The organism is Pseudomonas sp. BIGb0558, from assembly GCF_024807515.1.
GTDB lineage: Bacteria > Pseudomonadota > Gammaproteobacteria > Pseudomonadales > Pseudomonadaceae > Aquipseudomonas > Aquipseudomonas yamanorum_A.
Genome location: NZ_JANUEW010000002.1, coordinates 118452 through 142954, shown reverse-complemented (window position 1 = coordinate 142954; position 24503 = coordinate 118452). Strand labels below are relative to the sequence as shown.

Below are 24503 nucleotides of genomic sequence, written 5' to 3'. Positions count from 1 at the left end.
CCAAAGTTGGAACTCGGTCGAGTGTGGGAGCTGGCTTGCCTGCGATGGCGACTTCAGCGGCTCAGATACATCCGTGTCGTAAGCAGATACACCGGCAGTCCCGACACCAGAATCAACAATGCCGCATAAGGCGCCGCTGCCGCGAATTCCACATTCGAGGTATGCGCCCATACGGCAGTCGCCAAGGTATTCAGCCCGGTCGGACTGAGCAGTAACGTCGCCGTCAATTCCTTCATCGCATCCAGAAACACCAGCGCGAACGCCGCCCCCAATGCCGGGAAAATAATCGGCAACGTCACCCGACAAAACGCACTGAAGGACGACGCTCCCAGCGTTCTCGCCGCTTCTTCCAGCTGCGGTGCCGCCTTGTTCAGCGCCGTGCGAATCGGCGCCTGGGCCAGCGGCAAAAACAGCAACGCATACGCGATCAGCAACAACGCCGAGGTCTGATACAGCGCCGGCACGTAATGCAGGGCGAAATACACCAGCGTCAGCGCAATCACCAGGCCGGGCAGGGCGTGCAGCAAGTACGGCAGGCGTTCGGCCCACAGCGCGAGCTGGCCCTTGTAGCGCACCACCAGCAAGCCCACCGGCACGGCAAACAACAGGCAAAGCGCTGCGCCGCCCAGGGACAGTGCCAGGGAAGACAGCAGCGCCTCGCTGATCTCGGCGACCGGAAATGCTGCCGAGCTGCCCACAGCCAGCCAATAGCCGAGCATGCCCAATGGAATGCCGCTGCCAATGATCGCCAGGAGCAAGCAATACAGTTGCCCCAGCGATGTCCATTTACCCAGTCGAACCTGTTCGGCATTCCGTGCCGCGCCCTGGCCGGTGCGCACATGCCGGCCGTTGCCGCGTACCCGCAGCTCCAGCCAGAGCAGCGTCAGGCACATCACCAGCAGCACCGCCGAGAGCATCGCCGCATTGGCGTTGCTGAACTCCAGCTCGAATTGCTGATAGATCGCGGTGGTAAAAGTCTGCAGGCCAATGATCGACAGCGCGCCAAACTCCACCAGCATGTGCAGGGCAATCAACAGTGCACCGGCCAGCAGTGAGGGCCACAGCAAGGGCAGCGTGATGCGAAAGAACACGCCCCAGCGATTCAGTCCCAGGGTGCGGGCCGATTCTTCCAGGGACGGATCAAGATTGCGCAGGGTCGCCGCCACTGGCAGGAACACCAGCGGGTATTTGGACAGGGTCATCACCAGGATTGCTCCGCCCAATCCTTCAAAGTTGGCGCTCAGCGAAACCCAGGTAAAGCTGCTGACAAATGCTGGCACCGCAAAAGGCAGGCACAGAACCACTCCCCATATACGCCGCCCCGGCAAATTGCTGCGTTCCAGCAGCCAGGCCAGCGACAGGCCGATCACGCCGCACGCCACGGTCACGCCGACCATCAGCGCCAGGGTGTTGCGCAGCAGTCCGAACACATAAGGTCGCCACAGCAAGTGCACGGCCTCGGCCCAGCCTGCTTGCCAGGCCTTGAGGCCGACATACGCCAGCGGCAGCAGGCTCAGGCCTACCAGCAGCAGGACGGGCAGCAATAACCAGATCGAAGGGCGTTTGCGTCTCGGCGTAAACCCCCCGCGCAGGGCGGGGGCGGGGAGCGATGGGTTCATCAGTTCAAGCCAACGTCACGTTCCAGTTCCAGGGCTTCTTCGGCGTTGCCCAGGTCGGCCGGGGTGACTTTCGGCGGTTGCAGCTCGCTGAAAGGCTTGAGGCCACGGTTGGATTGCATGCCTTTGCGCAGCGGGTATTCAGCGGAGGTGTTGGTGATCACCCGCTGGCCTTCTTCGCTGGCCATGAAGGCCAGCAGTTGCTGGGCTTCTTTTGGATGCTTGCTGGATTTCAGCGCAGCCGCGGCAGATACGGTGATCAGGCCGCCCGCATCACCGTTGGTGAAGTAGTGCAGTTGCGAATCCAGGTTGGTTTTTTCTTTCTTCAGGGCGAACCAGTAGTAGTTGTTCACCAGTACCGTAGCGACTTCGCCGTTTTCCACGGCCTTGAGCGCAACCATGTTGTTGCTGTAGACCTTGCCGAACGCTCGCAGGCCGGTCAGCCATTCTTCAGCCGCTTCGCGCCCGTGCAGCTTGATGATTGCTACGGCCTGTTCCTGGAACGCGCCGCTGGTGGGTACGAAGCCGACCTTGCCTTGCCACTCGGGACCGGCGAAATCCAGTACCGACTTGGGCAGGTCTTTCTCGGCGATCAGTTTCGGGTTGAAAGCCACGACGCGGGTACGTGCGGTCACGCCCATCCAGGCGCCGTTGGCGGCCACGTATTCCTTGGGCAGAACGTCGAGGGTGCTGGCGTCGATGGTCGCCAGCAGGCCTTGCTCGCCGAGCTTATTCAGCGGCGGCGATTCTTCGGTGTAGATCACGTCGGCAGGGGAGCGGTCGCCTTCTTCCACGACCTGGCTGGCCAGCTGGTTGCTGCTGCCCTTGCGCACGTTGACGTGGATACCGGTCTTGGCTTCGAAGGCCTTGGCAAGTTCATCGCCGACCTCCTTGTGTTGGCCGTTGTACAAGGTCAGTGCAACCTTGTCGGCAGAATAGGCAGCGGGCGAGAGCAGGGTCAGGCCGAGCAGAGTGATGGTCAGGCCACGCAGAAGGGATGTCTTGAGACGGGTATCGCGGATCATCATCCGGGGTTTTCCTCACTTGAGTGCAACAAATCCTTACAAGGATAAACGATAAAACTTCTCAAGTGCGGACGAGGGGAAAATCACCGGGAAGGTTTTCAAACCCCGGAAACGAAAAAACCCGCTTTCGCGGGTTTGATCTGAATTTGGTGCCCAGGAGAAGACTCGAACTTCCACGACCTTGCGATCACCAGCACCTGAAGCTGGCGTGTCTACCAATTTCACCACCTGGGCATTATCAACAACGCTTGCGCTGTTGATGGAGCGAACTATACGGAGGGCTTTTTGATCTGTAAACCCCTGATTCAAAAATATAAATCAAGATTCTTGTTAAAAATCAAAGGCCTGAAACGCAAAAACCCGCTTTCGCGGGTTTTTGGAGACTCGAGGAAGAACCTTGAGTTTGAAATTGGTGCCCAGGAGAAGACTCGAACTTCCACGACCTTGCGATCACCAGCACCTGAAGCTGGCGTGTCTACCAATTTCACCACCTGGGCAGCATCAACAACGTTGCCGTCGTCGATGGCGCGCACTATACGGACCGCTTTTTGCGCTGTAAAGCCCCGTTATCAAAAAAGCCTGGAAAATTTCGCGGGCGGTCGCGCAAGGTGCATTCCAAGGGCTACAAAGTGCTTTTACGGGCTTGTTGACACCTGAAATTTCCCGTTTCAATACGCGTATGCCAAACTAACCCGCATATAGACAAGGTGAAAACTCTCTAATGGCCGATTGGCAGTCCCTCGATCCCGAGGCCGCTCGTGAAGCGGAAAAATATGAAAACCCTATTCCTAGCCGCGAACTGATCCTGGCGCATCTCGCCGATCGGGGTTCGCCTGCTAGCCGCGAGCAGCTGGTTGAAGAATTCGGTCTGACCACCGAAGACCAACTCGAAGCCCTGCGTCGCCGCCTGCGCGCCATGGAGCGCGATGCCCAGTTGATCTACACCCGCCGTGGCACATACGCCCCTGTGGACAAGCTCGACCTGATCCTCGGCCGCATCGCCGGCCACCGTGACGGTTTCGGCTTCCTGATCCCGGACGATGGCAGCGACGACCTGTTCATGAGCCCGGCGCAAATGCGCCTGGTGTTCGATGGCGACCGTGCCCTGGCGCGCGTTTCCGGCCTCGACCGTCGCGGTCGCCGCGAAGGCGTGATCGTCGAAGTGGTGTCCCGTGCCCACGAGTCCATCGTCGGCCGTTACTTCGAAGAAGGCGGCATCGGCTTTGTCGTGCCGGATAACCCGAAGGTCCAGCAGGAAGTGCTGATCACCCCGGGCCGTAATGGCGCCGCCAAGGTCGGTCAGTTCGTCGAGGTGAAAATCACCCACTGGCCAACTGCGCGCTTCCAGCCACAGGGCGATATCGTTGAAGTGGTCGGCAACTACATGGCGCCGGGCATGGAAATCGATGTTGCGCTGCGCACCTACGATATCCCTCACGTCTGGCCTGAGGCGGTGCTGAAAGAAGCCGCCAAGCTCAAGCCGGAAGTGGAAGAAAAAGACAAAGAGAAACGCATCGACCTGCGTCATCTGCCGTTCGTCACCATTGACGGCGAAGATGCCCGCGACTTCGACGATGCGGTCTACTGCGAAGCCAAGCCCGGCAAACTGCGCCTGTTCTCCGGCGGCTGGAAGTTGTTCGTCGCGATTGCCGACGTGTCCAGCTACGTGAAGATCGGCTCGGCTTTGGACAACGAAGCCCAGGTGCGCGGCAACTCGGTGTACTTCCCTGAGCGCGTAATCCCGATGCTGCCTGAGCAGCTGTCCAACGGCCTGTGCTCCCTGAACCCGAAAGTCGACCGTTTGGCCATGGTGTGCGAGATGACCATCTCGAAAACCGGCGAAATGACTGACTACCAGTTCTACGAAGCGGTGATCCACTCCCAGGCCCGCCTGACCTACAACAAGGTCAGCACCATCCTGGAACAGCCGAAAACCAGCGAAGCCAAAGCCTTGCGCGGTGAGTACGGCCATGTCGTGCCGCACCTCAAGCAGCTCTATTCGCTGTACAAGGTGCTGCTGGGCGCTCGTCACGTGCGTGGCGCGATCGACTTCGAAACCCAGGAAACCCGGATTGTCTTCGGTTCCGAGCGCAAGATCGCCGCGATCACCCCGACCACACGCAACGATGCTCACAAGCTGATCGAGGAATGCATGCTGGCCGCCAACGTGGCCACCGCAGAATTCTTGAAGAAGCACGAGATTCCTGCGTTGTACCGGGTGCACGACGGCCCGCCGCCGGAGCGTCTGGAGAAGTTGCGCGCGTTCCTCGGTGAGCTCGGCCTGTCCCTGCACAAAGGCAAGGACGGCCCGACGCCGAAGGACTATCAGGCACTGTTGGCCAGCATCAAGGACCGTCCGGATTACCACGTGATCCAGACCGTTATGCTGCGCTCCCTGAGCCAGGCGGTGTACAGCGCTGATAACCAGGGCCACTTTGGCCTGAATTACGAGGCGTACACCCACTTCACCTCGCCGATTCGCCGTTACCCGGACTTGCTCACGCACCGGGCGATCCGCAGCGTGATCCATTCCAAGCAGAACACCCCGCACGTCAAGCGCGCCGGTGCCATGACCATTCCGAAGGCACGGATCTATCCGTACGACGAAGCGGCCCTGGAACAGTTGGGCGAGCAGTGCTCCATGAGCGAGCGCCGTGCCGACGAAGCCACCCGCGACGTAGTGAACTGGCTCAAGTGCGAGTTCATGAAGGATCGCGTTGGCGAATCGTTCCCGGGTGTGATCACCGCCGTGACCGGTTTTGGCCTGTTCGTCGAACTGACCGACATCTACGTCGAGGGCCTGGTGCACGTCACCGCCTTGCCGGGTGACTACTACCACTTCGACCCTGTGCATCACCGCCTGGCGGGCGAGCGCACCGGTCGCAGCTTCCGTTTGGGCGATACCGTGGAAGTGCAGGTCATGCGCGTCGACCTCGACGAGCGCAAGATCGACTTCGGCATGCCGGACAAGCCAGCCGAACCGACTGGTCGTAAAAAACGTGGCAGCGAAACTGCAGCCCCGGCCTCCAAAGGCAAAGGTGCTCCTGCGAAAGCAGCGGTCGCCGAGCCTGCGCCAGCCAAGGCGCCGCGTCGTTCGTCTGCCAAGGATAAGGCCCCTGAAGCCTACCGCCCAAGCGACGCTGCGGCGAAAAACGCCGAGCTGCGCAAGAGTCGCGAGTTGAAGCAGCAGCTGCTCAACGAAGCCAAAAGCGGTGGTAAAGCGGCGTCTGGGGGAAAGTCCCGCGAGGCGGAAAAACCGTCGAGCAAGCCGAGTAAACACCGTAAAGGCCCGCCAAAAGCGGGTTCGGCCCCCGCCAAAAGCGGCGGGTCGCGTAAACCTAAGGCCAAGTCATGAGTCTGGAAAAAATCTACGGCGTACACGCCGTAGAAGCATTGCTGCGTCACCACCCGAAACGCGTCAAACAGGTGTGGTTGGCGGAAGGCCGTAGCGAGCCGCGCGTTCAAGCGCTGGTGGAGCTGGCGAACCAAAACAAGGTTGCCATCGGCCAGGCCGAACGTCGCGAAATGGACGTTTGGGTCGAAGGTGTTCACCAAGGCGTGGTCGCGGACGTAAGCCCGAGCCAGGTCTGGGGTGAAGCAATGCTCGACGAGCTGCTCGATCGCACCGAAGGCGCACCGCTGTTGCTGGTGCTCGACGGCGTGACCGACCCGCACAACCTCGGCGCCTGCCTGCGTTCTGCCGATGCTGCCGGTGCGCTGGCGGTGATCGTGCCTAAAGACAAGTCGGCAACCCTGACGCCTGTGGTGCGTAAAGTCGCCTGCGGCGCGGCGGAAGTGATTCCGCTGGTGGCCGTGACCAACCTGGCGCGTACCCTGGAGAAACTCCAGCAACGCGGCCTGTGGATCGTGGGTACGGCGGGGGAGGCCGAGGTCAGCATTTATGACCAGGACCTCACCGGCCCGACCATCCTGATCATGGGTGCCGAAGGCAAGGGCATGCGTCGCCTGACGCGCGAGCATTGCGACTACCTGGTGCACTTGCCGATGGCCGGTAGCGTCAGCAGCCTCAACGTTTCAGTCGCAACGGGCGTCTGCCTGTTCGAAGCCCGGCGCCAGCGTGGTGCCAAGGCTAAAGCTAAAAAGTAAGACTTGAGATCGACGCAAGACCCTGTGGGAGCCGGGCTTGCCCGCGATGACGGTGTGTCAGCCAGCAGAGATGTTGCCTGTGCCATTGTCATCGCAGGCAAGCCAGCTCCCATATTTGTTTTTGTGAGGTGGGGTGACTGTTCAAATAATCACCAATCACCTTGCGCCCTTTCTCCCCCTTCTCTACAATTGCGCCCCTTGCCTTCATGGCAGGCACGCATGTGCCTCCCTTCGGCAAGATCCATAAGTGTCATTCACTCCTTGTCTGACCGTTTTTGAGCGGCAGGCTACAACCCGTAAGGAGCATTCATGCGTCATTACGAAATCATCTTTTTGGTCCACCCGGATCAAAGCGAGCAAGTCGGCGGCATGGTAGAGCGTTACACCAAGCTGATCGAAGAAGACGGCGGCAAAATCCACCGTCTGGAAGATTGGGGCCGTCGTCAACTGGCCTACGCAATCAACAATGTTCACAAGGCTCACTACGTGATGCTGAACGTTGAGTGCACTGGCAAGGCCCTGGCCGAGCTGGAAGACAACTTCCGCTACAACGATGCTGTGATCCGTAACCTGGTCATCCGTCGCGAAGAAGCCGTTACCGGCCAATCCGAGATGCTCAAGGCTGAAGAAAACCGCAGTGAGCGCCGTGAGCGTCGCGACCGTCCTGAGCACGAAGGCGCTGAAAGCGCTGATAGTGATGACAGCGACAACAGCGATAACGCTGACGAGTAATCCACGGACCTTTTAAGGAGCCTATCAAATGGCACGTTTCTTCCGTCGTCGTAAATTCTGCCGCTTCACCGCTGAAGACGTGAAGGAGATCGATTACAAAGATCTCAACACTCTGAAAGCCTACGTATCCGAGACCGGCAAAATTGTTCCAAGCCGCATCACCGGTACCAAAGCTCGTTATCAGCGTCAGCTGGCCACCGCTATCAAGCGCGCCCGCTTCCTGGCCCTGCTGGCCTACACCGACAGCCACGGCCGCTGAGACCGGGCAGTCGACAAGTAGTAAGGGATTGAATGCATGCGCGCCTTAGCTGAGTTCATCATGCGCGGTCGTGTGCAGGCCACTCTGGTAGTGGCTGGATGTGCAGCATTGCCGTTGTTGTATTGGTTGGGTGCTGCCGCAGGTTGCCTTGTGCTGCTGCGGCGCGGTTTGAAGGACGCCCTTGGCGTTCTTGCCCTGGGAATACTGCCGGCCTTGGTCTGGTGGTTGAAATTCGATGATCCACGGGTACTTCTGGTACTGCTCGGTTCATCGACCCTTGCGTTGGTTTTACGCGCAAGTGAGTCCTGGGTCCGTACGCTGCTGGTCAGCGTGGCATTGGGGTTGGTGTATTCACTGGCGCTTGGCGCGGCTTTCCGCCCGCAAATCGAGGCGCTGGCGCAGGAGATCATAAAGATCCTGCCGCTGGCCCTCGGGGATCTCTACCAGCAGTTATCGGTAGAGGAGCGAGCGCGTCTCGCGTCAGTGATTGCACCGATGCTTACCGGCCTGATTGCGGCCTTGTTGCAGATCGTCAGCGTGCTGAGCCTGATTCTTGGGCGTTACTGGCAGGCGTTGTTGTATAACCCGGGCGGTTTTGGTCGCGAGTTTCGCAGTATCAGAATCCCCGCAGGACCCGCGATGTTGCTGCTGGCGTTCATGGTGGTCGGGCCGACGTTTGGCCTGGCGCTGTTGGTGCCGTTGTGCAGCGTACCGCTGGTATTCGCCGGCCTGTCCCTGATTCATGGGCTGGTGGCGCAAAAGCGACTGGGCAGATTCTGGCTGGTGGGGTTGTACGTGACGCTGTTGCTGTTCATGCAGCTGATCTATCCGTTACTCGTGGTCTTGGCCATTGTCGACGGCCTGATTGATTTTCGCGGTCGTCTGGCGCCGAAAGACGCCGATAACGCGAACGGTGAAGGTTAAAAGTTAGAGGATTTTCACATGCAACTGATCCTTCTGGAAAAAGTCGCCAACCTGGGCAACCTGGGCGACAAAGTGAACGTTAAGGCCGGCTACGGTCGTAACTACCTGCTGCCATACGGCAAAGCCACCGCTGCAACCGCTGCCAACCTGGCTGCGTTTGAAGAGCGTCGTGCGGAGCTGGAAAAAGCAGCAGCAGACAAAAAAGCTTCGGCCGAAACTCGCGCTGCCCAACTGGCTGAGCTGGAAGTGACTATCACTGCCACCGCCGGTGACGAAGGCAAGCTGTTCGGTTCGATCGGCACCCACGACATCGCTGATGCACTGACCGCCTCCGGCGTTGAAGTGCAGAAGAGCGAAGTTCGTCTGCCGAACGGCACCATCCGCAACGTAGGCGAATTCGACGTAGCCGTGCACCTGCACGCTGAAGTTGAAGCCACCGTACGCGTTGTTGTGGTAGCAGCTTAAGCAGCACCTAACTGACTGGCACCACGCGTGTCAGCCGGTTAACATCGGGCACGATCCTGTTTACAGGTCGTGCCTTTTGTTTTTCTGTAGCCCCTGATTCTCCAACTATTCCAAGTGGCCATGAACGATATCTCCGCTCCTGAGCAATATGACCTGCAAACCGCTGCCCTGAAGGTGCCGCCACATTCCATCGAGGCCGAACAGGCCGTGCTCGGTGGCTTGATGCTGGACAACAACGCCTGGGAACGCGTGCTGGATCAAGTCTCGGACGGCGATTTCTACCGTCATGACCACCGCCTGATCTTCCGCGCCATTGCCAAGTTGGCCGACCAGAACTCACCGATCGACGTGGTGACCCTGGCCGAGCAATTGGACAAGGAAGGCCAGACGTCCCAAGTGGGCGGCCTCGGTTACCTGGGTGAACTGGCGAAAAACACTCCATCGGTCGCCAACATCAAGGCCTATGCGCAGATCGTCCGTGCGCGGGCCACGTTGCGCCAGTTGATCGGCATCGCCACCGAGATTGCCGACAGCGCCTTCAACCCCGAAGGCCGCACCGCTGAAGAGATTCTCGACGAGGCCGAACGCCAGATCTTCCAGATCGCCGAGGCCCGGCCGAAAACCGGCGGCCCGGTCAGCGTCAACGACCTGCTGACCAAGGCCATCGACCGTATCGATACCCTGTTCAACACCGACAACGCGATCACCGGCCTGTCCACCGGCTACACCGACCTGGATGGCATGACCAGCGGCCTGCAGCCGTCTGACCTGATCATCGTCGCCGGCCGTCCGTCCATGGGTAAAACCACCTTTGCGATGAACCTGGTGGAAAACGCCGTGTTGCGCAGCGACAAGGCGGTACTGGTGTACTCCCTCGAGATGCCAGGTGAATCGCTGATCATGCGTATGTTGTCGTCCCTGGGCCGAATCGACCAGACCAAGGTGCGTGCCGGTCGCCTGGAAGACGACGATTGGCCGCGCCTGACCTCGGCGGTCAACCTGCTCAATGACCGCAAGCTGTTCATCGATGACACCGCGGGCATCAGCCCGTCGGAAATGCGTGCACGTACCCGGCGCCTGGTGCGTGAGCACGGCGACATCGCCCTGATCATGATCGACTACCTGCAACTGATGCAGATCCCGGGCTCCAGCGGCGACAGCCGGACCAACGAGATTTCCGAGATTTCCCGCTCGTTGAAAGCCCTGGCCAAGGAATTCAACTGCCCGGTGGTTGCCCTCTCGCAGCTCAACCGCTCCCTGGAGCAACGTCCCAACAAGCGCCCGATCAACTCCGACTTGCGGGAATCCGGAGCGATCGAGCAGGATGCGGACGTGATCATGTTCGTTTACCGGGACGAGGTGTATCACCCGGAAACCGAGCATAAAGGCATCGCCGAAATCATTATCGGCAAGCAGCGTAACGGGCCCATCGGCACCACGCGCCTGGCGTTTATCGGTAAATACACCCGTTTCGAAAACCTGGCGCCAGGCAGCTATAACTTCGACGACGAGTAAAAGCGCTGCCCACCAATTCCGACTGCAAAGGTCGGAATTGGTCAAATTTTGTGCTATATTCCGCGCCCGCGATTTTTCATCTCAACACCGGTCACCGTCATGCAAACAGCCAAGCCGTTATTTGACTATCCCAAGTACTGGGCCGAATGTTTCGGTCCTGCGCCATTCCTGCCGATGAGCAGGGAGGAGATGGATCAGCTTGGCTGGGATTCATGCGACATCATCATCGTCACCGGTGACGCGTACGTGGACCATCCGTCGTTCGGCATGGCAATCATCGGCCGGCTGCTGGAGTCCCAGGGCTTTCGCGTCGGGATCATTGCCCAGCCCAACTGGCAGTCCAAAGACGACTTCATGAAGCTCGGCGAGCCGAACCTGTTCTTCGGCGTCGCGGCCGGCAACATGGACTCGATGATCAACCGCTACACCGCCGACAAGAAAATCCGTTCCGATGACGCCTACACCCCGGGTGGCATGGCCGGCAAACGTCCGGACCGCGCCAGCCTGGTGTACAGCCAGCGTTGCAAGGAAGCCTACAAGCATGTGCCGATCGTACTCGGCGGCATCGAAGCGTCCCTGCGCCGCATTGCCCACTACGACTACTGGCAGGACCGTGTACGCAACTCGATCCTGATCGACGCCTGCGCCGACATCCTGCTGTACGGCAACGCCGAGCGGGCCATCGTCGAAGTTGCCCAGCGCCTGTCGTGGGGCCACAAGATCGAAGACATCACCGACGTGCGCGGCACCGCGTTCATTCGCCGTGACACGCCTGAGGGCTGGTACGAGGTGGACTCCACCCGTATCGACCGTCCGGGCAAGATCGACAAGATCATCAACCCGTACGTGAATACCCAGGACACCCAGGCCTGCGCCATCGAGCAGGAAAAGGGCCCGGTGGAAGACCCGGAAGAAGCCAAGGTCGTCCAGATCCTGGCCAGCCCGCGCATGACCCGCGACAAGACGGTCATCCGTCTGCCGTCCGTGGAAAAGGTCCGTGGCGACTCGGTGCTCTACGCCCACGCCAACCGCGTGTTGCACCTGGAAACCAACCCGGGTAACGCCCGCGCCCTGGTGCAGAAGCATGGTGAAGTGGACGTGTGGTTCAACCCGCCGCCCATTCCCATGACCACCGAAGAAATGGACTACGTGTTCGGCATGCCTTACGCCCGTGTCCCGCACCCGGCGTACGGCAAGGAGAAGATCCCGGCCTACGACATGATCCGTTTCTCGGTGAACATCATGCGAGGCTGCTTCGGCGGCTGCACCTTCTGCTCGATTACCGAGCACGAAGGCCGGATCATCCAGAACCGTTCCGAAGAGTCGATCATTCGCGAAATCGAAGAGATCCGCGACAAGGTGCCCGGCTTCACCGGCGTCATCTCCGACCTCGGCGGCCCGACCGCGAACATGTATCGCATCGCGTGCAAGAGCCCGGAAATTGAATCCGCGTGCCGCAAGCCGTCCTGCGTGTTCCCGGGCATCTGTCCGAACCTGAACACTGACCACTCGTCGCTGATCCAGCTGTACCGCAGCGCCCGTGCGTTGCCGGGTGTGAAGAAGATTCTGATCGCTTCCGGCTTGCGCTACGACCTCGCGGTCGAGTCGCCTGAATACGTCAAAGAGCTGGTGACCCACCACGTCGGTGGCTACCTGAAGATCGCCCCGGAACACACCGAGGAAGGTCCGCTCAACCAGATGATGAAACCGGGCATTGGCAGCTATGACAAGTTCAAGCGCATGTTCGAGAAGTACACCAAGGAAGCGGGCAAGGAGCAGTACCTGATTCCTTACTTCATCGCCGCCCACCCGGGCACCACCGATGAAGACATGATGAACCTGGCCCTGTGGCTCAAGGGCAACGGCTTCCGCGCCGACCAGGTGCAGGCGTTCTACCCGTCGCCAATGGCCACCGCCACCGCGATGTACCACTCGGGCAAGAACCCGCTGCGCAAGGTCACCTACAAGAGCGACGCGGTGACCATCGTCAAGAGCGAAGAACAGCGCCGTCTGCACAAGGCCTTCCTGCGCTACCACGACCCGAAAGGCTGGCCGATGCTGCGTGAAGCATTGACCCGCATGGGCCGTGGCGACTTGATCGGGCCGGGTAAGGAGCAACTGATTCCGTTGCACCAGCCGTCCACCGACAGCTACCAGAGCGCCCGTCGCAAGAACTCGACGCCGGCTGGCAGCCACAAGGTCGCGAAGGAAACCACCACCAAAATCCTCACCCAGCACACCGGCTTGCCGCCGCGTGGCAGTGACGGCAGCAACCCTTGGGACAAGCGCGAGCAAGCCAAGGCCGCGGCCATGGCGCGCAACAAGCAGGCCGCCAAGGAACGCACTGACGCGGCCAAGGGCAAAGGCAAGAAGCCAGCCCGCAAGCCGGTGGTGCCGCGTTGATCGCAGCCTGAATCGCAAAACGCCAGCCTCGTGCTGGCGTTTTGCTTTCTAGCGGGTGGGTAGCCTGTTTGTTAAGGTGGCGCCCATTCGAGCGCCATCGCAGGCAAGCCAGCTCCCACAGGGGAATGCATTCCACATGTGGGAGCCGGGCTTGCCCGCGATGAGGCCAGTCAGGTCACCATCACTTTCAAGGAAGAACGCCCCCATGAGCAGCCCCCTGCTTGGCATTGGCATGGACTCCAACCGCTCCCAGTTCATGGCCCGCCAGCGCATCGAAAGCCAGATCAACCTGCCGCGCCTGTTTGCCGCCATCGACGCCGACCCCGGCATCGTAGGTGCAGGTGTGGTGTATATCGATGCTGACTTCAATGTCGTCACCCTGCGCGAATTCCAACCCATCTGCAGCATTGCGCCCAAGCGCGTGATCCTGCGTGAAGCGCAGAGGTACATTGCACCTGCGCAGTTCGCCCAGCAGGTGCAAGACAACCCGCGCGAGTCGCGACTGGTGGGTGAAGCGATCAACACCACGCTGTCGTGTGCCGGTGCTGTCATCGGCTGGGTAGTGGTGCTCAGCGGCTCCGTTGCGATCCCGTTTTCAGCGGGTGCCAGTACGGTGATTGCCGCGCTCGGCTACACCGCTGCGGCAGCCAGTACCGTGCAGTGTTTTGCCGGCGGCTATCGCACCGTCAACGAAATAAGAAATCCGTCGCGCAACGACCAGCTCGACGGCGAGGAGTGGTACCAATACACCATGATCGCGCTGGACGCTGCGTCGTTGGTCGGCGTCGGCGCTTCTTCACTGACCACCCTCAAGCTGGTCAGGCTGAACAAGGCGACAACCGGCAAAAGTCTGCGGGAGGTGCTCAAGGGCCTGAATCGGCAGGAGCGCGCCAAACTGACCAAGGAGTTGCTGAGCATCAATGACCCGCGCCTGACGTCGAAGATGCTCAAGTTGCGACAGTTATCCGGTGAGTTGCCCAAGCGCTTCACGCCCACTCAGCTCAAGCACGCAACGGTCACGCAAATACAGGACGCGCTGGGTGCCTCCATTGGCTTCACTGGCAGTGCGCTCTCAGGCAACGTTCGAACCCTTGCCGTGGGCCTGTATGAGGAGATCGAGCAATGAACGAAGTACCGAGCATTCGCGGTTTTCTATCCCGGTACTTTCCGGTCTTCATGGGGGCGATATTTGCCGCCGTGTTTTCCCTGGTGTTTGCGGTGCCTTTGTTTTTTGACAGCTATTTTCAGGACCTGCCCCTGGCGGATAACGCCAGGTACTCCTTTTTCGGCGGAATCGCCCTGACGTTGGTCATCGTGCACTGCAACTTCATGATCGCCCGCGGACGTCCGCAATGGGTGTGGCCGCTGGTGGGGTTGCTGGGTGTTTGTTTTGTGTGTGTGCTGCCCACGATCGGGTATCGGCCGCATCCGTTCATTTATGGCATGAGCGTGCTTTTACCCTTGCTGGCGCTGCTGGTGCTCAACAGCAAGCGCCACCGCGAAATGCGCCAGAAACTGCTGGAAGTCCGCCACCTGCGCGACGCCGTGATCGCCAGGCACAAAGCCCGTTGACTGGGTAGATTCACCACCCGCCCTCACACGCCCGCCACAAATATGTGCAACCCTCGCACCACGACGGCGGCCATCGCGCCGTTTTGGTGCTGTACTGCACCGGGTCCCACGATAAAGCGCAATGACGGCCGCTCTGGCATAAGTCTTGCGCGCTTTGTTTCCATGCCCTGGCTCGCAGGAGGCCGCCGTGTCGATTCATGTCGCGTTGCACCACGTTACGCATTACCGCTACGACCGCGCGGTCGAACTCGGCCCACAGATTGTTCGTCTGCGTCCGGCGGCCCATAGCCGCACGCGGATTTTGTCCTACGCGCTGAAAGTGCTGCCGGAGCAGCACTTCATCAATTGGCAGCAAGACCCCCAGGGCAATTACCTGGCGCGTCTGGTGTTCCCGGAAAAGACCGACGAGTTGCGCATCGAAGTCGACCTGGTCGCCGAGATGGCGGTGTTCAACCCGTTCGACTTTTTCCTTGAGCCCTACGCCGAGAAAATCCCCTTCAGCTACGCCGCCGATGAGCAGCGCGAGCTGGCGCCGTACCTGGAAACCTTGCCGTTGACCCCGAGATTCGCCGCCTACCTGGCGGGTATCGACCGCACACCGTTGCCGGCCGTGGATTTCCTGGTGGGGCTCAATCAGCGTCTGGCGGCGGATATCGGCTACCTGATCCGTATGGAACCGGGCGTGCAAACCCCGGAATTCACCCTCGAAAATGCCTCCGGCTCCTGCCGCGACTCGGCATGGCTGCTGGTGCAACTGCTGCGTAACCTGGGGCTGGCGGCGCGGTTTGTGTCCGGCTATCTGATCCAGTTGACCGCCGACGTCAAAGCCCTGGACGGCCCGTCCGGCACCGAAGTGGACTTCACCGACCTGCACGCCTGGTGTGAAGTGTATTTGCCCGGCGCCGGCTGGATCGGCCTCGACGCCACCTCCGGCTTGTTCGCCGGCGAAGGTCATATCCCGTTGGCCTGTAGTCCTGATCCTTCTTCCGCTGCGCCCATCAGTGGCTTGGTGGAGCCTTGCGAGTGCGAATTTACCCACGAGATGTCCGTAGAGCGGATTTGGGAAGCCCCACGGGTTACCAAGCCCTACACCGAAGAGCAGTGGCTGGCGATCCAGGCTTTGGGCCGACAGATTGATGGCGACCTGATCAAGGACGATGTGCGCCTGACCATGGGCGGCGAACCCACCTTCGTTTCCATCGACGACCCCGACGGCGCCGAATGGAACACCGCCGCCCTTGGTCCGGACAAACGCCGGCTGTCTGCCGAGCTGTTCCAGCGCATGCGCAAGCACTACGCACCCAAGGGCCTGGTGCATTTCGGCCAGGGCAAGTGGTACCCCGGTGAACAGTTGCCGCGTTGGTCCCTGAACTGCTACTGGCGCCGCGATGGGGTGCCGATCTGGCACAACAGCGCGCTGATCGCCGATGAGCAGGAAAGCTACGGCGCCGATGGCGTGATGGCCGGGCGTTTTCTGGCGAGTGTCGCCGAGCGCCTGAAACTGCCTGCGCATTTTGTATTCCCGGCCTACGAAGACAATTTCTATTACCTGTGGCGCGAAGGCGCCTTGCCGCAAAACGTCAGCGCCGAAGATCCGCGCCTGGATGACAAGCTTGAGCGCGAACGCCTGCGCAAAGTCTTCAGCCAGGGCCTGGATAAAGTCATCGGCCAGGTGCTGCCGTTGGCGCGTACGGCGGCCAATGATCGCTGGCAGAGCGGCCGCTGGTACCTGCGGGACAACCATTGCCGCCTGGTGCCGGGCGATTCGCCCCTGGGTTATCGCCTGCCCCTGGCCTCGCAGCCGTGGGTGACGGCGGCGGATTATCCGTTCGTGCACCCCACCGATCCCAATCAGGAGCTGGCAGACCTGTCGAGCAGCTCACAACTGCAAAGCCATGGCGAGGCAGCCGCGAGCCAGGACCGTATCCCGAAGATCGACGAATCCGCCGACTGGCTGACCCGCACCGCCCTGTGCGCCGAAGCGCGGGAAGGCCGGCTGTACCTGTTCATGCCGCCGCTGGAGCGGGTCGAGGATTACCTGGAGTTGGTGGCGGCCATCGAAGCCACTGCGCAAGAACTGCATTGCCCGGTACTGCTGGAAGGCTACGAGCCACCGAGCGATCCGCGCCTGAGCAACTTCCGGGTGACGCCGGACCCGGGCGTGATCGAGGTCAACGTGCAGCCGTCCGCCACCTGGGACGAACTGGTAGAGCGCACCGAGTTTCTCTATGAAGAAGCCCGGCAAACCCGCCTCACCACCGAAAAATTCATGATCGACGGCCGCCACACTGGCACCGGCGGCGGTAACCACTTTGTGCTCGGCGGCGCGACGCCCAAGGATTCGCCGTTCCTGCGGCGCCCCGATCTGCTGCGCAGCCTGATCAGCTACTGGCATAACCACCCGTCTTTGTCCTACCTGTTTTCCGGCCTGTTCATCGGCCCGACGTCCCAGGCGCCACGGGTCGACGAAGCGCGCAACGATGCGTTGTACGAGCTGGAAATTGCCTTCGCCCAGATGCCCGAAGTAGGCGAAGAGTGCCCGCCATGGTTGGTGGACCGCCTGCTGCGCAACCTGCTGATCGACGTCACCGGTAACACCCACCGCGCCGAGTTCTGCATCGACAAGCTCTACTCGCCGGACGGCGCCACCGGACGCCTGGGCCTGCTGGAGCTGCGGGCGTTTGAAATGCCGCCCCACGCACGCATGAGTCTGACCCAGCAACTGTTGCTGCGGGCACTGGTCGCGCGTTTCTGGCGTGAACCCTATGCGCCGCCGAAGCTGGCGCGCTGGGGCACGGAGCTGCACGACCGCTTCCTGCTGCCGCACTTTATCGAGCAGGATTTTGCCGACGTGATCGTCGAGTTGAACGCTGCCGGTTACCCGCTGCGGGCCGAATGGTTTGCCGCGCACCTGGAATTCCGGTTTCCCAAGGTCGGCGACTACGCCGTCAGTGGTATCGAACTGGAGCTGCGCCAGGCCCTGGAACCCTGGCATGTGCTGGGCGAGGAGGGCGCGGTGGGCGGCACGGTGCGTTATGTGGATTCGTCCCTGGAGCGCTTGCAGGTCAAGTTGAGCGGCCTGCCGCCCCAGCGTTATCTGCTGACCTGCAACGGCATTCCGGTGCCGCTGCAACCTACCGGGCGTGTAGGCGAGTTTGTTGCCGGTGTGCGCTATCGCGCCTGGCAACCGGCCAACTGTTTGCAGCCGACCATCCCGGTACATGCGCCGCTGGTATTTGATCTTTTGGACACGTGGATGCAGCGCTCGCTGGGTGGTTGCCAGTACCATGTCGCCCATCCTGGCGGGCGTAATTACGACAGCCTGCCGGTGAACGCCAACGAAGCTGAAAGCCGGCGGATGGCGCGGTTTTTCCGCCTGGGACACAGCCCCGGGAAACTGCCGGTGCCGAGTGTGGTGATCAATGATGAACTGCCAATGACCCTGGATTTGCGGCGCTTTGCAAAAAAAACAGAGGATTGAATGTACATAATCCCGAAAGCGACAAATCCCTAATGTGGGAGCTGGCTTGCCTGCGATAGCATCACCTCGGTACACCAGATGCACCGAGGTGCCTGCATCGCGGGCAAGCCCGGCTCCTACATACTGACTTCCTTTGCCTCTGCCGAGCGTTCCATGCCCGACTTGCTCGACCGTTACCCGCTGACCGCGGGCACTTATCACGAACTGCTGGACGACAGTGGCGCGGTTCGTGCCCATTGGCAGCGCCTGCTCGATCACCTGCAACGCAGCACTCCGGCGCAACTGGCCCAGCGCCAGGCCTTGCTGACCCGGCAGATCCAGGAAAACGGCGTGACCTACAACGTCTACGCCGACCCCAAGGGCGCCGATCGCCCGTGGGAGCTGGACCTGTTGCCCCACGTGCTGGCCGCCGATGAGTGGAAGCAACTCTCCGCCGGCATCGCCCAGCGCGCACGCCTGCTGAATGCGGTCCTGGCCGACCTCTACGGCCCGCAACGGTTGATCGCCGAAGGTTTGCTGCCGGCAGAGCTGGTGTTTGGCCATAACAATTTCCTCTGGCCGTGCCAGGGCATCCAGCCGCCCGACGGCGCGTTTCTGCACTTGTACGCCGTGGACCTGGCGCGCACGCCGGATGGCCGCTGGTGGGTCACTGCCGACCGTACCCAGGCGCCGTCCGGCGCCGGTTATGCCCTGGAAAACCGCACCATCGTGTCCCGCGCCTTCCCGGACCTGTACCGCGACTTGCAGGTGCAGCACCTCACCGGTTTCTTCCGCACCTTGCAGGAAACCCTGGCCCGCCAGGCGCCGAGCGATGACCAGCCGCCGCTGATCGTGCTGCTGACCCCGGGCCGTTTCAACGAAAGCTATTTCGAGCACCTGTACCTTGCCCGTCAGCTCGGCTACCCGCTGGTGGAAGGTGGTGATCTGACCGTGCGCGACGCCACGGTGTACCTCAAGACCCTCAGTGGCCTGCGCCGGGTACACGCGATCATGCGCCGCCTGGACGATGACTTCTGCGACCCGCTGGAGCTGCGCACCGACTCGGCCCTGGGCGTGCCCGGCCTGCTGGAAGCGGTGCGACAAGGCAACGTGCTGGTGGCCAATGCCTTGGGCAGCGGCGTGCTGGAATCCCCCGGCCTGCTGGGCTTTTTGCCGAAGATCAATCAATTCCTGTTTGGCGAAGAATTGATCCTGCCGTCCATCGCCACCTGGTGGTGCGGTGAGCCGCCGGTACTGGCCGAAGCCCTGGAAAAGCTCCCGGAGCTGCTGATCAAACCGGCGTTCCCGTCGCAAAGTTTCACCCCGGTATTTGGCCGCGACTTGAACGATGAGCAGCGCCAGGCCCTGGCCGAACGCATGCAGGCGCGACCTTACGCCTACGTCGCCCAGGAACTCGCGCAACTGTCCCAGGCGCCGGTCTGGCACACGGTGGACGATCACCTGCAACACCGCGCCATCGGCATGCGCGTGTACGCCGTGGCCAGCGCTGAAGGTTACCGGGTACTGCCCGGCGGCCTGACCCGAGTGGCCGCCGAAGCCGATGCCGAAGTGGTGTCAATGCAGCGCGGCGGCGCGAGCAAGGACACCTGGGTGCTCGGCGAGCGCGCCCACGGCGTCGAACAGTGGCGTGCCCAGCGAGCCATTGGCGCCCACGACCTGGTGCGGCGTGACCCGTACCTGCCGTCGCGGGTGGTGGAGAACCTGTTCTGGTTTGGCCGCTATTGCGAGCGCTGTGATGACAGCGCGCGCTGGTTGCGGATCGTCCTCGCCCGCTATGTCGACGGAGATGACCCGCTGGCGCTGCAGGCAGCGGTTGAGCTGGGTGAGAACCTGCGACTGTTGCCGGAGGAGGGCGAATTGCCTGAGCGGCTTCAGGCGGCGTTGCTCGGGGATGACTGGCCGTCGAGCCTGCGGGCCAACTTGCAGCGTTTGCAGTGGGCGGCGTCCCAGGTGCGCGGCAAGTTGTCCCGGGAAAACTGGCAGGCGCTGGTGGAATTGCAGCGCGAAGCCCTGGAGTTGGAAAGCGAAGAGCCGGACTTCGGCGAACTGCTCGACTTCCTCAACCGGCTGGTGATGTCCCTCGCGGCGCTGTCGGGCTTTGCCCTCGACGACATGACGCGCGACGAAGGCTGGCGCTTCCTGATGATGGGCCGGCGCATCGAGCGTCTGCAGTTTCTCAGCAGCAGCCTCGCGGCCTTCCTGCGGGGCGTGGCGGTGTTCGATCAGGCCGGGCTGGAGTGGTTGCTGGAGCTGGGCAACAGCAGCATCACCTATCGCTCGCGTTACCTCGCGGTGCCGCAATTGATCCCGGTGCTGGACCTGTTGCTGCTGGATGAGCAAAACCCCCACGCGGTGCTGTTCCAGCTGAAACTGGTGAGCCGCACCCTGCGTCGCCTGAATGACGATTTCGGCGTGCCTCGGGAAACCGGGCTGGCGCCGTTGGTGGAGCGCCTGGCGCGCTTTGACCTGGGCTGCCTGGAGAACCCGCTGTTCGGTGAGTCCAGCGTGCGTGCCGCATTGGATGGCCTGGCCGACCTGCTGCAAGCGGTGGCTGACGAAAGCGGGCAAGTCTCCGACCGCCTGGCCTTGCGCCATTTTGCCCATGTGGATGATGTCAGCCAGCAAACGGTGTCTGTGTGATGAGTGCCCGCTACCAGATTTTCCACGATACCCATTACCACTACGACAGCCCGGTGTCCCTGGCCCAGCAGCTGGCGCACCTGTGGCCGCGGCCGTGTGCCTGGCAGCGCTGCAGCTCGCAGCAACTGGAGATAAGCCCCGAGCCGACCTCGCGCCGGGATGAGTTGGACGTGTTTGGCAACCCGATCACCCGGCTGGCGTTCGAGCGGCCCCATGATGAACTGCTGGTGAATGCCGGGCTGACCGTGGAAGTGCTGGCGCGGCCGGCACTGGACTTCAACCTGTCGCCGGCCTGGGACCAGACACGCAACGGCCTGACCTACAGCAGCCAGCCGTTGTCGGCCGAGGTGATCGAAGCCTGTCGCTATCGGTTTGAATCGCCCTACGTGCATCTGAAGAAAAGCTTCGTCGAGTTCTCCGAAGACTGTTTCCCCGCCGGTCGTCCATTGCTGTTGGGTGTGCAGGCGCTGATGCAAAAGATCTTCAGCGAGTTCACCTTCGATGCCGAAGCCACCCAAGTCGCCACGCCGCTGGTGGAAGTGCTGGAGCGCCGGCGGGGCGTGTGCCAGGACTTCGCCCACCTGATGCTCGCGTGCCTGCGTTCCCGGGGCCTGGCGGCGCGTTATATCAGTGGTTACCTGCTGACCCAGCCACCGCCCGGCCAGCCACGGCTGATCGGCGCGGATGCATCCCACGCGTGGGTGTCGGTGTTTTGCCCGGTGTCGGGTTGGGTGGATTTTGATCCGACCAACAATGTGCAGCCGGCACTGGAACACATCACCCTGGCCTGGGGCCGGGATTTTTCTGATGTTTCGCCGTTGCGAGGGGTAATTCTGGGGGGAGGGAGCCATGACCCGGAAGTGCGGGTGACGGTGATGCCGCTGGAATAGCGCAGATCCACTGTAGGAGCCGGCTTGCCGGCGATGGCGGCCTTGAGATCTCTGGTGATCATTCGGCCCGATCGCCGGCAAGCCGGCTCCTACATAAATCCAGTGGTTCTCAGGCGTCCGGCGCCTGATCTTTCGGTGCTTCGGTTTCGTCTGTAGCCACTGTACCTTCAGCATCCGGGTTCAGTGCACCGGCTTCTTCGTCGGCTGCAAGTTTCTTGCGCTGCAGCTTTTCCTCTTTCTTCTGCTCTTTGGCCAAGTCTCTCTGACGTTTGGCGAAGGAGTAATTAGGTTTTGCCATGGGCGATCCTCTGGGGTCGAAGGTGAGGTTGAGCGGCGCGTATTCTGCCTTTAATCGCGTCCCAAGGGTTAATCGGGTTTTTGGTCTACCCATTTGGGCAGGACCAGCGGTTGCCAGGCATCCAGTACGTCAAGCAGCTCAGCCGGCGATTCGCTCATTTGCAGCATGGCACGATGCGGTGCGCGGACGAAACCTTCGCCGACGATATGATCGAGAAAATCGGTCAACTTTCGGTAAAAACCGTTCACTTCGAGCAAACCCAGCGGTTTGCCGTGGTAGCCGAGTTGGCCCCAGGTCCAGACTTCGAACAGTTCTTCCAGGGTGCCCAGGCCGCCCGGCAGCGCAATGAACGCGTCGCTCAGCTCGGCCATGCGCGCCTTGCGAGCGTGCATGCCGTCGACCACTTCCAGGCGGGTCAGGCCTTTGTGACCGATTTCCAGGACTTTCAGGCTTTCGGGAATAATCCCGATCACCTCGCCACCGGCTTCCAGGGCCGCATCCGCGACGATACCCATCAGGCCCACGGCGCCGCCGCCATACACCAGGGTGAGCTTGCGCTCGGCCAGGGCGCGCCCAAGGGCCACGGCCGCTTCACGGTAGGCCGGGTTGGTGCCGCTGCTGGCACCGCAAAACACACAGACAGACTTCAAAGACATACCTGACTCCACTCAGTTGTGGCTAAAGAGTAAAGGCTGGCTTGCGTCTCTCAAAGGATTAAACCTCGCGTTGAGGTGTTTCGTACGTGCCGCTGGCACCACAGGCGTAGGCGGCAAGCAGGCTGCGGAACAGGCTATTGAGGTGCATGGCTCGGACTCCAGGAGGAAGATGAGCCGATCATAGGCTGGCCTCGGGACTTTGGCCGGTAGATTGTGTCGATGAGTCTGATAGCCTAAAGTTGTATACAATCTGTTGATACAGATCATATGAAGTCCTGCCTGACTCAGGCACCCTTGTCGCAATATGCGTTTTTTAAACCCTGCCCTGGAGATTCACATGTTTGCCAAACTCGTTGCTGTTTCCCTGCTGACTCTGGCTAGCGGCCAGTTGCTTGCTGCAGAGTGCAAGGTCACTGTCGACTCCACTGACCAGATGTCCTTCAACACCAAGGCCGTCGAAATCGACAAGAGCTGCAAGACGTTCACCGTTGAGTTGACCCACTCCGGCAGCTTGCCGAAAAACGTCATGGGCCATAACTGGGTGCTGAGTTCCACCGCCGACATGCCTGGCATCGCCAGCGACGGCATGGCTGCCGGTATCGACAAGAACTACCTGAAAGATGGCGACACCCGCATCATCGCCCACACCAAGATCATCGGTGCCGGCGAGAAAGACTCCGTGACCTTCGACGTGTCGAAGCTGGCGGCAGGTACTGACTACTCGTTCTTCTGCTCGTTCCCAGGCCACATCTCGATGATGAAAGGCACTGTGACCCTGAAGTAATCATTCTTCAGGCAAAAAAAAGCGCCCTTCGGGGCGCTTTTTTTTGAGCTGTAGGCAAGCTGCTTTTGTGGCGAGGGAGCTTGCTCCCGCTGGGCTGCGGAGCAGCCCCAATAAGGTCACCGCGTAGCATCAGAAAAAGCGGTAAGCGGGTTTCGGGGGGCGCTTCGCGCCCCAGCGGGAGCAAGCTCCCTCGCCACAGCAAGCTCCCTCGCTACAGCAAGCTCCCTCGCTACAGCAAGCTCCCTCGCTACAGCAAGCTCCTTCACCACAGTAAGCCCTTTTGCCAGAATGAGCTGCTACGTCAGCTTATGGCGCAAACGGCATCACCCGCTTGTGCTCGGTCTTGCGATAGGTCTCGCAAATGATCCGGAACGCTTCCTCGCGTACCGGCTCGCCGTGCAGGAAGGCATCGATCTCGGCATAGGTCACGCCGTGGGACGCCTCGTCCGGTTTGCCTGGCGACAGGTCTTCGAGGTCGGCCGTCGGGATTTTCTCTACCAGTGACTCCGGTGCACCAAAGTGCCGGGCAATCGCGCGTACCTGGTTTTTCACCAGCCCGCTCAGCGGTGCCAGGTCGCAGGCGCCATCACCGAACTTGGTGAAAAAGCCCATCACCGCTTCCGCCGCATGGTCGGTACCGATCACCAGCCCACCGGCCGCGCCGGCGATGGTGTACTGCGCCACCATGCGCATGCGCGCCTTGGTGTTGCCCAGCACGAAGTCCCGGGAGACCGCCGCCTTGCCTTCAAACGCCGCCACTTCATTGGCCAGGGATTTCACCGCCGGGCCGATGTTTACGGTGTGACGCTCGTCGGGCTCGATAAAGTCCACGGACGCCTGGGCGTCGTGTTCGTCGAACTGGGTCTCGTAGGGCAGGCGCACCGCGATAAAGCGGTAGGCCTCGTCACCCTTGGCGGCCCGCAACTCTTCCATCGCGCGTTGGGCCAGCAGGCCGGCGGTCAGGGAATCGACGCCGCCGCTGATACCCAGCACCAACGTCTTGAGGCCTGAATTGAGCAGGCAATCCTGGATAAAGGTAACGCGCCGGGCGACCTCCGCCTCCAGGGCGGCCTGGTCCTTGAATGGCGGCTGGACCTTGAGCTGTTCAGCAATCTCGCGCTGTACGGCTTGCATGA

General features: G+C 61.2%; 19 protein-coding genes and 2 tRNA genes. 14 read left to right on the top strand and 7 right to left on the bottom strand.

Features of this window, described 5'->3' with window-relative positions:
• Window positions 1–53: 53 nt before the first annotated feature.
• From M2400_RS03995 to M2400_RS03980, 4 genes are all read right to left on the bottom strand, one after another.
• Entirely contained in the window at window positions 54–1619 is a 1566-nt protein-coding gene (locus tag M2400_RS03995) for an iron ABC transporter permease (protein WP_259195294.1), read from the bottom strand.
• Window positions 1619–2644 carry an extracellular solute-binding protein gene (locus M2400_RS03990; protein WP_177041295.1) on the bottom strand — a complete coding sequence of 342 codons (1026 nt, stop codon included), beginning with the start codon at window positions 2642–2644 and terminating at the stop codon, window positions 1619–1621. Before M2400_RS03990 ends, M2400_RS03995 begins: the two co-directional genes overlap by 1 nt.
• A gap of 144 nt (window positions 2645–2788) precedes the next feature.
• Window positions 2789–2875, bottom strand: a tRNA-Leu gene (locus tag M2400_RS03985).
• Window positions 2876–3051: 176 nt separating this feature from the next.
• Window positions 3052–3138: transfer RNA gene (locus M2400_RS03980), tRNA-Leu, on the bottom strand.
• Window positions 3139–3362: 224 nt separating this feature from the next.
• Between M2400_RS03980 and rnr the strand changes: the two genes are divergently transcribed.
• The 13 genes from rnr (at window position 3363) to M2400_RS03915 (ending at window position 21629) form a co-directional block, all read left to right on the top strand.
• Window positions 3363–5996, top strand: coding sequence for a ribonuclease R (gene rnr, locus M2400_RS03975; protein ID WP_259195295.1), 2634 nt, complete (start codon window positions 3363–3365; stop codon window positions 5994–5996).
• The gene (gene rlmB, locus M2400_RS03970; RefSeq protein ID WP_177041299.1) at window positions 5993–6748 is read left to right on the top strand and encodes a 23S rRNA (guanosine(2251)-2'-O)-methyltransferase RlmB; all 756 of its coding nucleotides are present in this window, start codon (window positions 5993–5995) and stop codon (window positions 6746–6748) included. The genes rnr and rlmB overlap by 4 nt, the downstream gene beginning before the upstream one ends.
• 309 nt (window positions 6749–7057) lie before the next feature.
• On the top strand, window positions 7058–7480 hold the full coding sequence (rpsF, locus tag M2400_RS03965) for a 30S ribosomal protein S6 (RefSeq protein WP_003217491.1): 423 nt from the start codon (window positions 7058–7060) through the stop codon (window positions 7478–7480).
• Between the two features lie 28 nt (window positions 7481–7508).
• Window positions 7509–7739 (top strand): 30S ribosomal protein S18, encoded by a 231-nt coding sequence (gene rpsR, locus M2400_RS03960; protein WP_002551829.1) that lies wholly within the window; start codon window positions 7509–7511, stop codon window positions 7737–7739.
• A gap of 36 nt (window positions 7740–7775) precedes the next feature.
• Window positions 7776–8663: a hypothetical protein gene (locus M2400_RS03955; protein ID WP_010173874.1), complete on the top strand. Its 888-nt coding sequence runs from the start codon at window positions 7776–7778 to the stop codon at window positions 8661–8663.
• Window positions 8664–8681: 18 nt separating this feature from the next.
• Complete coding sequence (gene rplI / locus M2400_RS03950) at window positions 8682–9128, top strand: 50S ribosomal protein L9 (RefSeq protein WP_003171376.1); 447 nt, start codon at window positions 8682–8684, stop codon at window positions 9126–9128.
• 120 nt (window positions 9129–9248) lie between these two features.
• Complete coding sequence (gene dnaB, locus M2400_RS03945; RefSeq protein ID WP_064450415.1) at window positions 9249–10643, top strand: replicative DNA helicase; 1395 nt, start codon at window positions 9249–9251, stop codon at window positions 10641–10643.
• Between the two features lie 99 nt (window positions 10644–10742).
• On the top strand, window positions 10743–13046 hold the full coding sequence (locus M2400_RS03940) for a YgiQ family radical SAM protein (RefSeq protein ID WP_177041300.1): 2304 nt from the start codon (window positions 10743–10745) through the stop codon (window positions 13044–13046).
• A gap of 205 nt (window positions 13047–13251) precedes the next feature.
• Window positions 13252–14172, top strand: coding sequence for an NAD synthetase (locus tag M2400_RS03935; protein ID WP_177041301.1), 921 nt, complete (start codon window positions 13252–13254; stop codon window positions 14170–14172).
• On the top strand, window positions 14169–14618 hold the full coding sequence (locus tag M2400_RS03930; RefSeq protein WP_259195296.1) for a hypothetical protein: 450 nt from the start codon (window positions 14169–14171) through the stop codon (window positions 14616–14618). Before M2400_RS03935 ends, M2400_RS03930 begins: the two co-directional genes overlap by 4 nt.
• A 187-nt stretch (window positions 14619–14805) precedes the next feature.
• Complete coding sequence (locus M2400_RS03925) at window positions 14806–18099, top strand: DUF2126 domain-containing protein (RefSeq protein ID WP_259195297.1); 3294 nt, start codon at window positions 14806–14808, stop codon at window positions 18097–18099.
• A gap of 153 nt (window positions 18100–18252) precedes the next feature.
• Window positions 18253–20739, top strand: a complete 2487-nt coding sequence (locus M2400_RS03920) for a circularly permuted type 2 ATP-grasp protein (RefSeq protein WP_259195298.1) — start codon at window positions 18253–18255, stop codon at window positions 20737–20739.
• On the top strand, window positions 20739–21629 hold the full coding sequence (locus M2400_RS03915) for a transglutaminase family protein (RefSeq protein ID WP_177041306.1): 891 nt from the start codon (window positions 20739–20741) through the stop codon (window positions 21627–21629). Before M2400_RS03920 ends, M2400_RS03915 begins: the two co-directional genes overlap by 1 nt.
• Before the next feature lie 109 nt (window positions 21630–21738).
• Here M2400_RS03915 and M2400_RS03910 read toward each other — a convergent pair whose 3' ends face one another.
• Together M2400_RS03910 and M2400_RS03905 are read right to left on the bottom strand one after the other, a co-directional pair.
• Window positions 21739–21927 (bottom strand): hypothetical protein, encoded by a 189-nt coding sequence (locus M2400_RS03910; RefSeq protein WP_010173886.1) that lies wholly within the window; start codon window positions 21925–21927, stop codon window positions 21739–21741.
• Window positions 21928–21995: 68 nt separating this feature from the next.
• Window positions 21996–22583: a TIGR00730 family Rossman fold protein gene (locus M2400_RS03905; RefSeq protein WP_063033377.1), complete on the bottom strand. Its 588-nt coding sequence runs from the start codon at window positions 22581–22583 to the stop codon at window positions 21996–21998.
• Between the two features lie 337 nt (window positions 22584–22920).
• On the opposite strand from M2400_RS03905, the gene azu reads away from it, so the two are divergent.
• Window positions 22921–23367: an azurin gene (azu, locus tag M2400_RS03900; protein ID WP_177041307.1), complete on the top strand. Its 447-nt coding sequence runs from the start codon at window positions 22921–22923 to the stop codon at window positions 23365–23367.
• Between the two features lie 306 nt (window positions 23368–23673).
• Here the strand turns inward: azu and nadE are convergent, their stop codons facing one another.
• A complete protein-coding gene (gene nadE, locus M2400_RS03895; protein WP_177041309.1) occupies window positions 23674–24501 on the bottom strand; it encodes an ammonia-dependent NAD(+) synthetase in 828 nt (275 codons plus the stop codon).
• Between the last annotated feature and the right edge of the window lie 2 nt (window positions 24502–24503).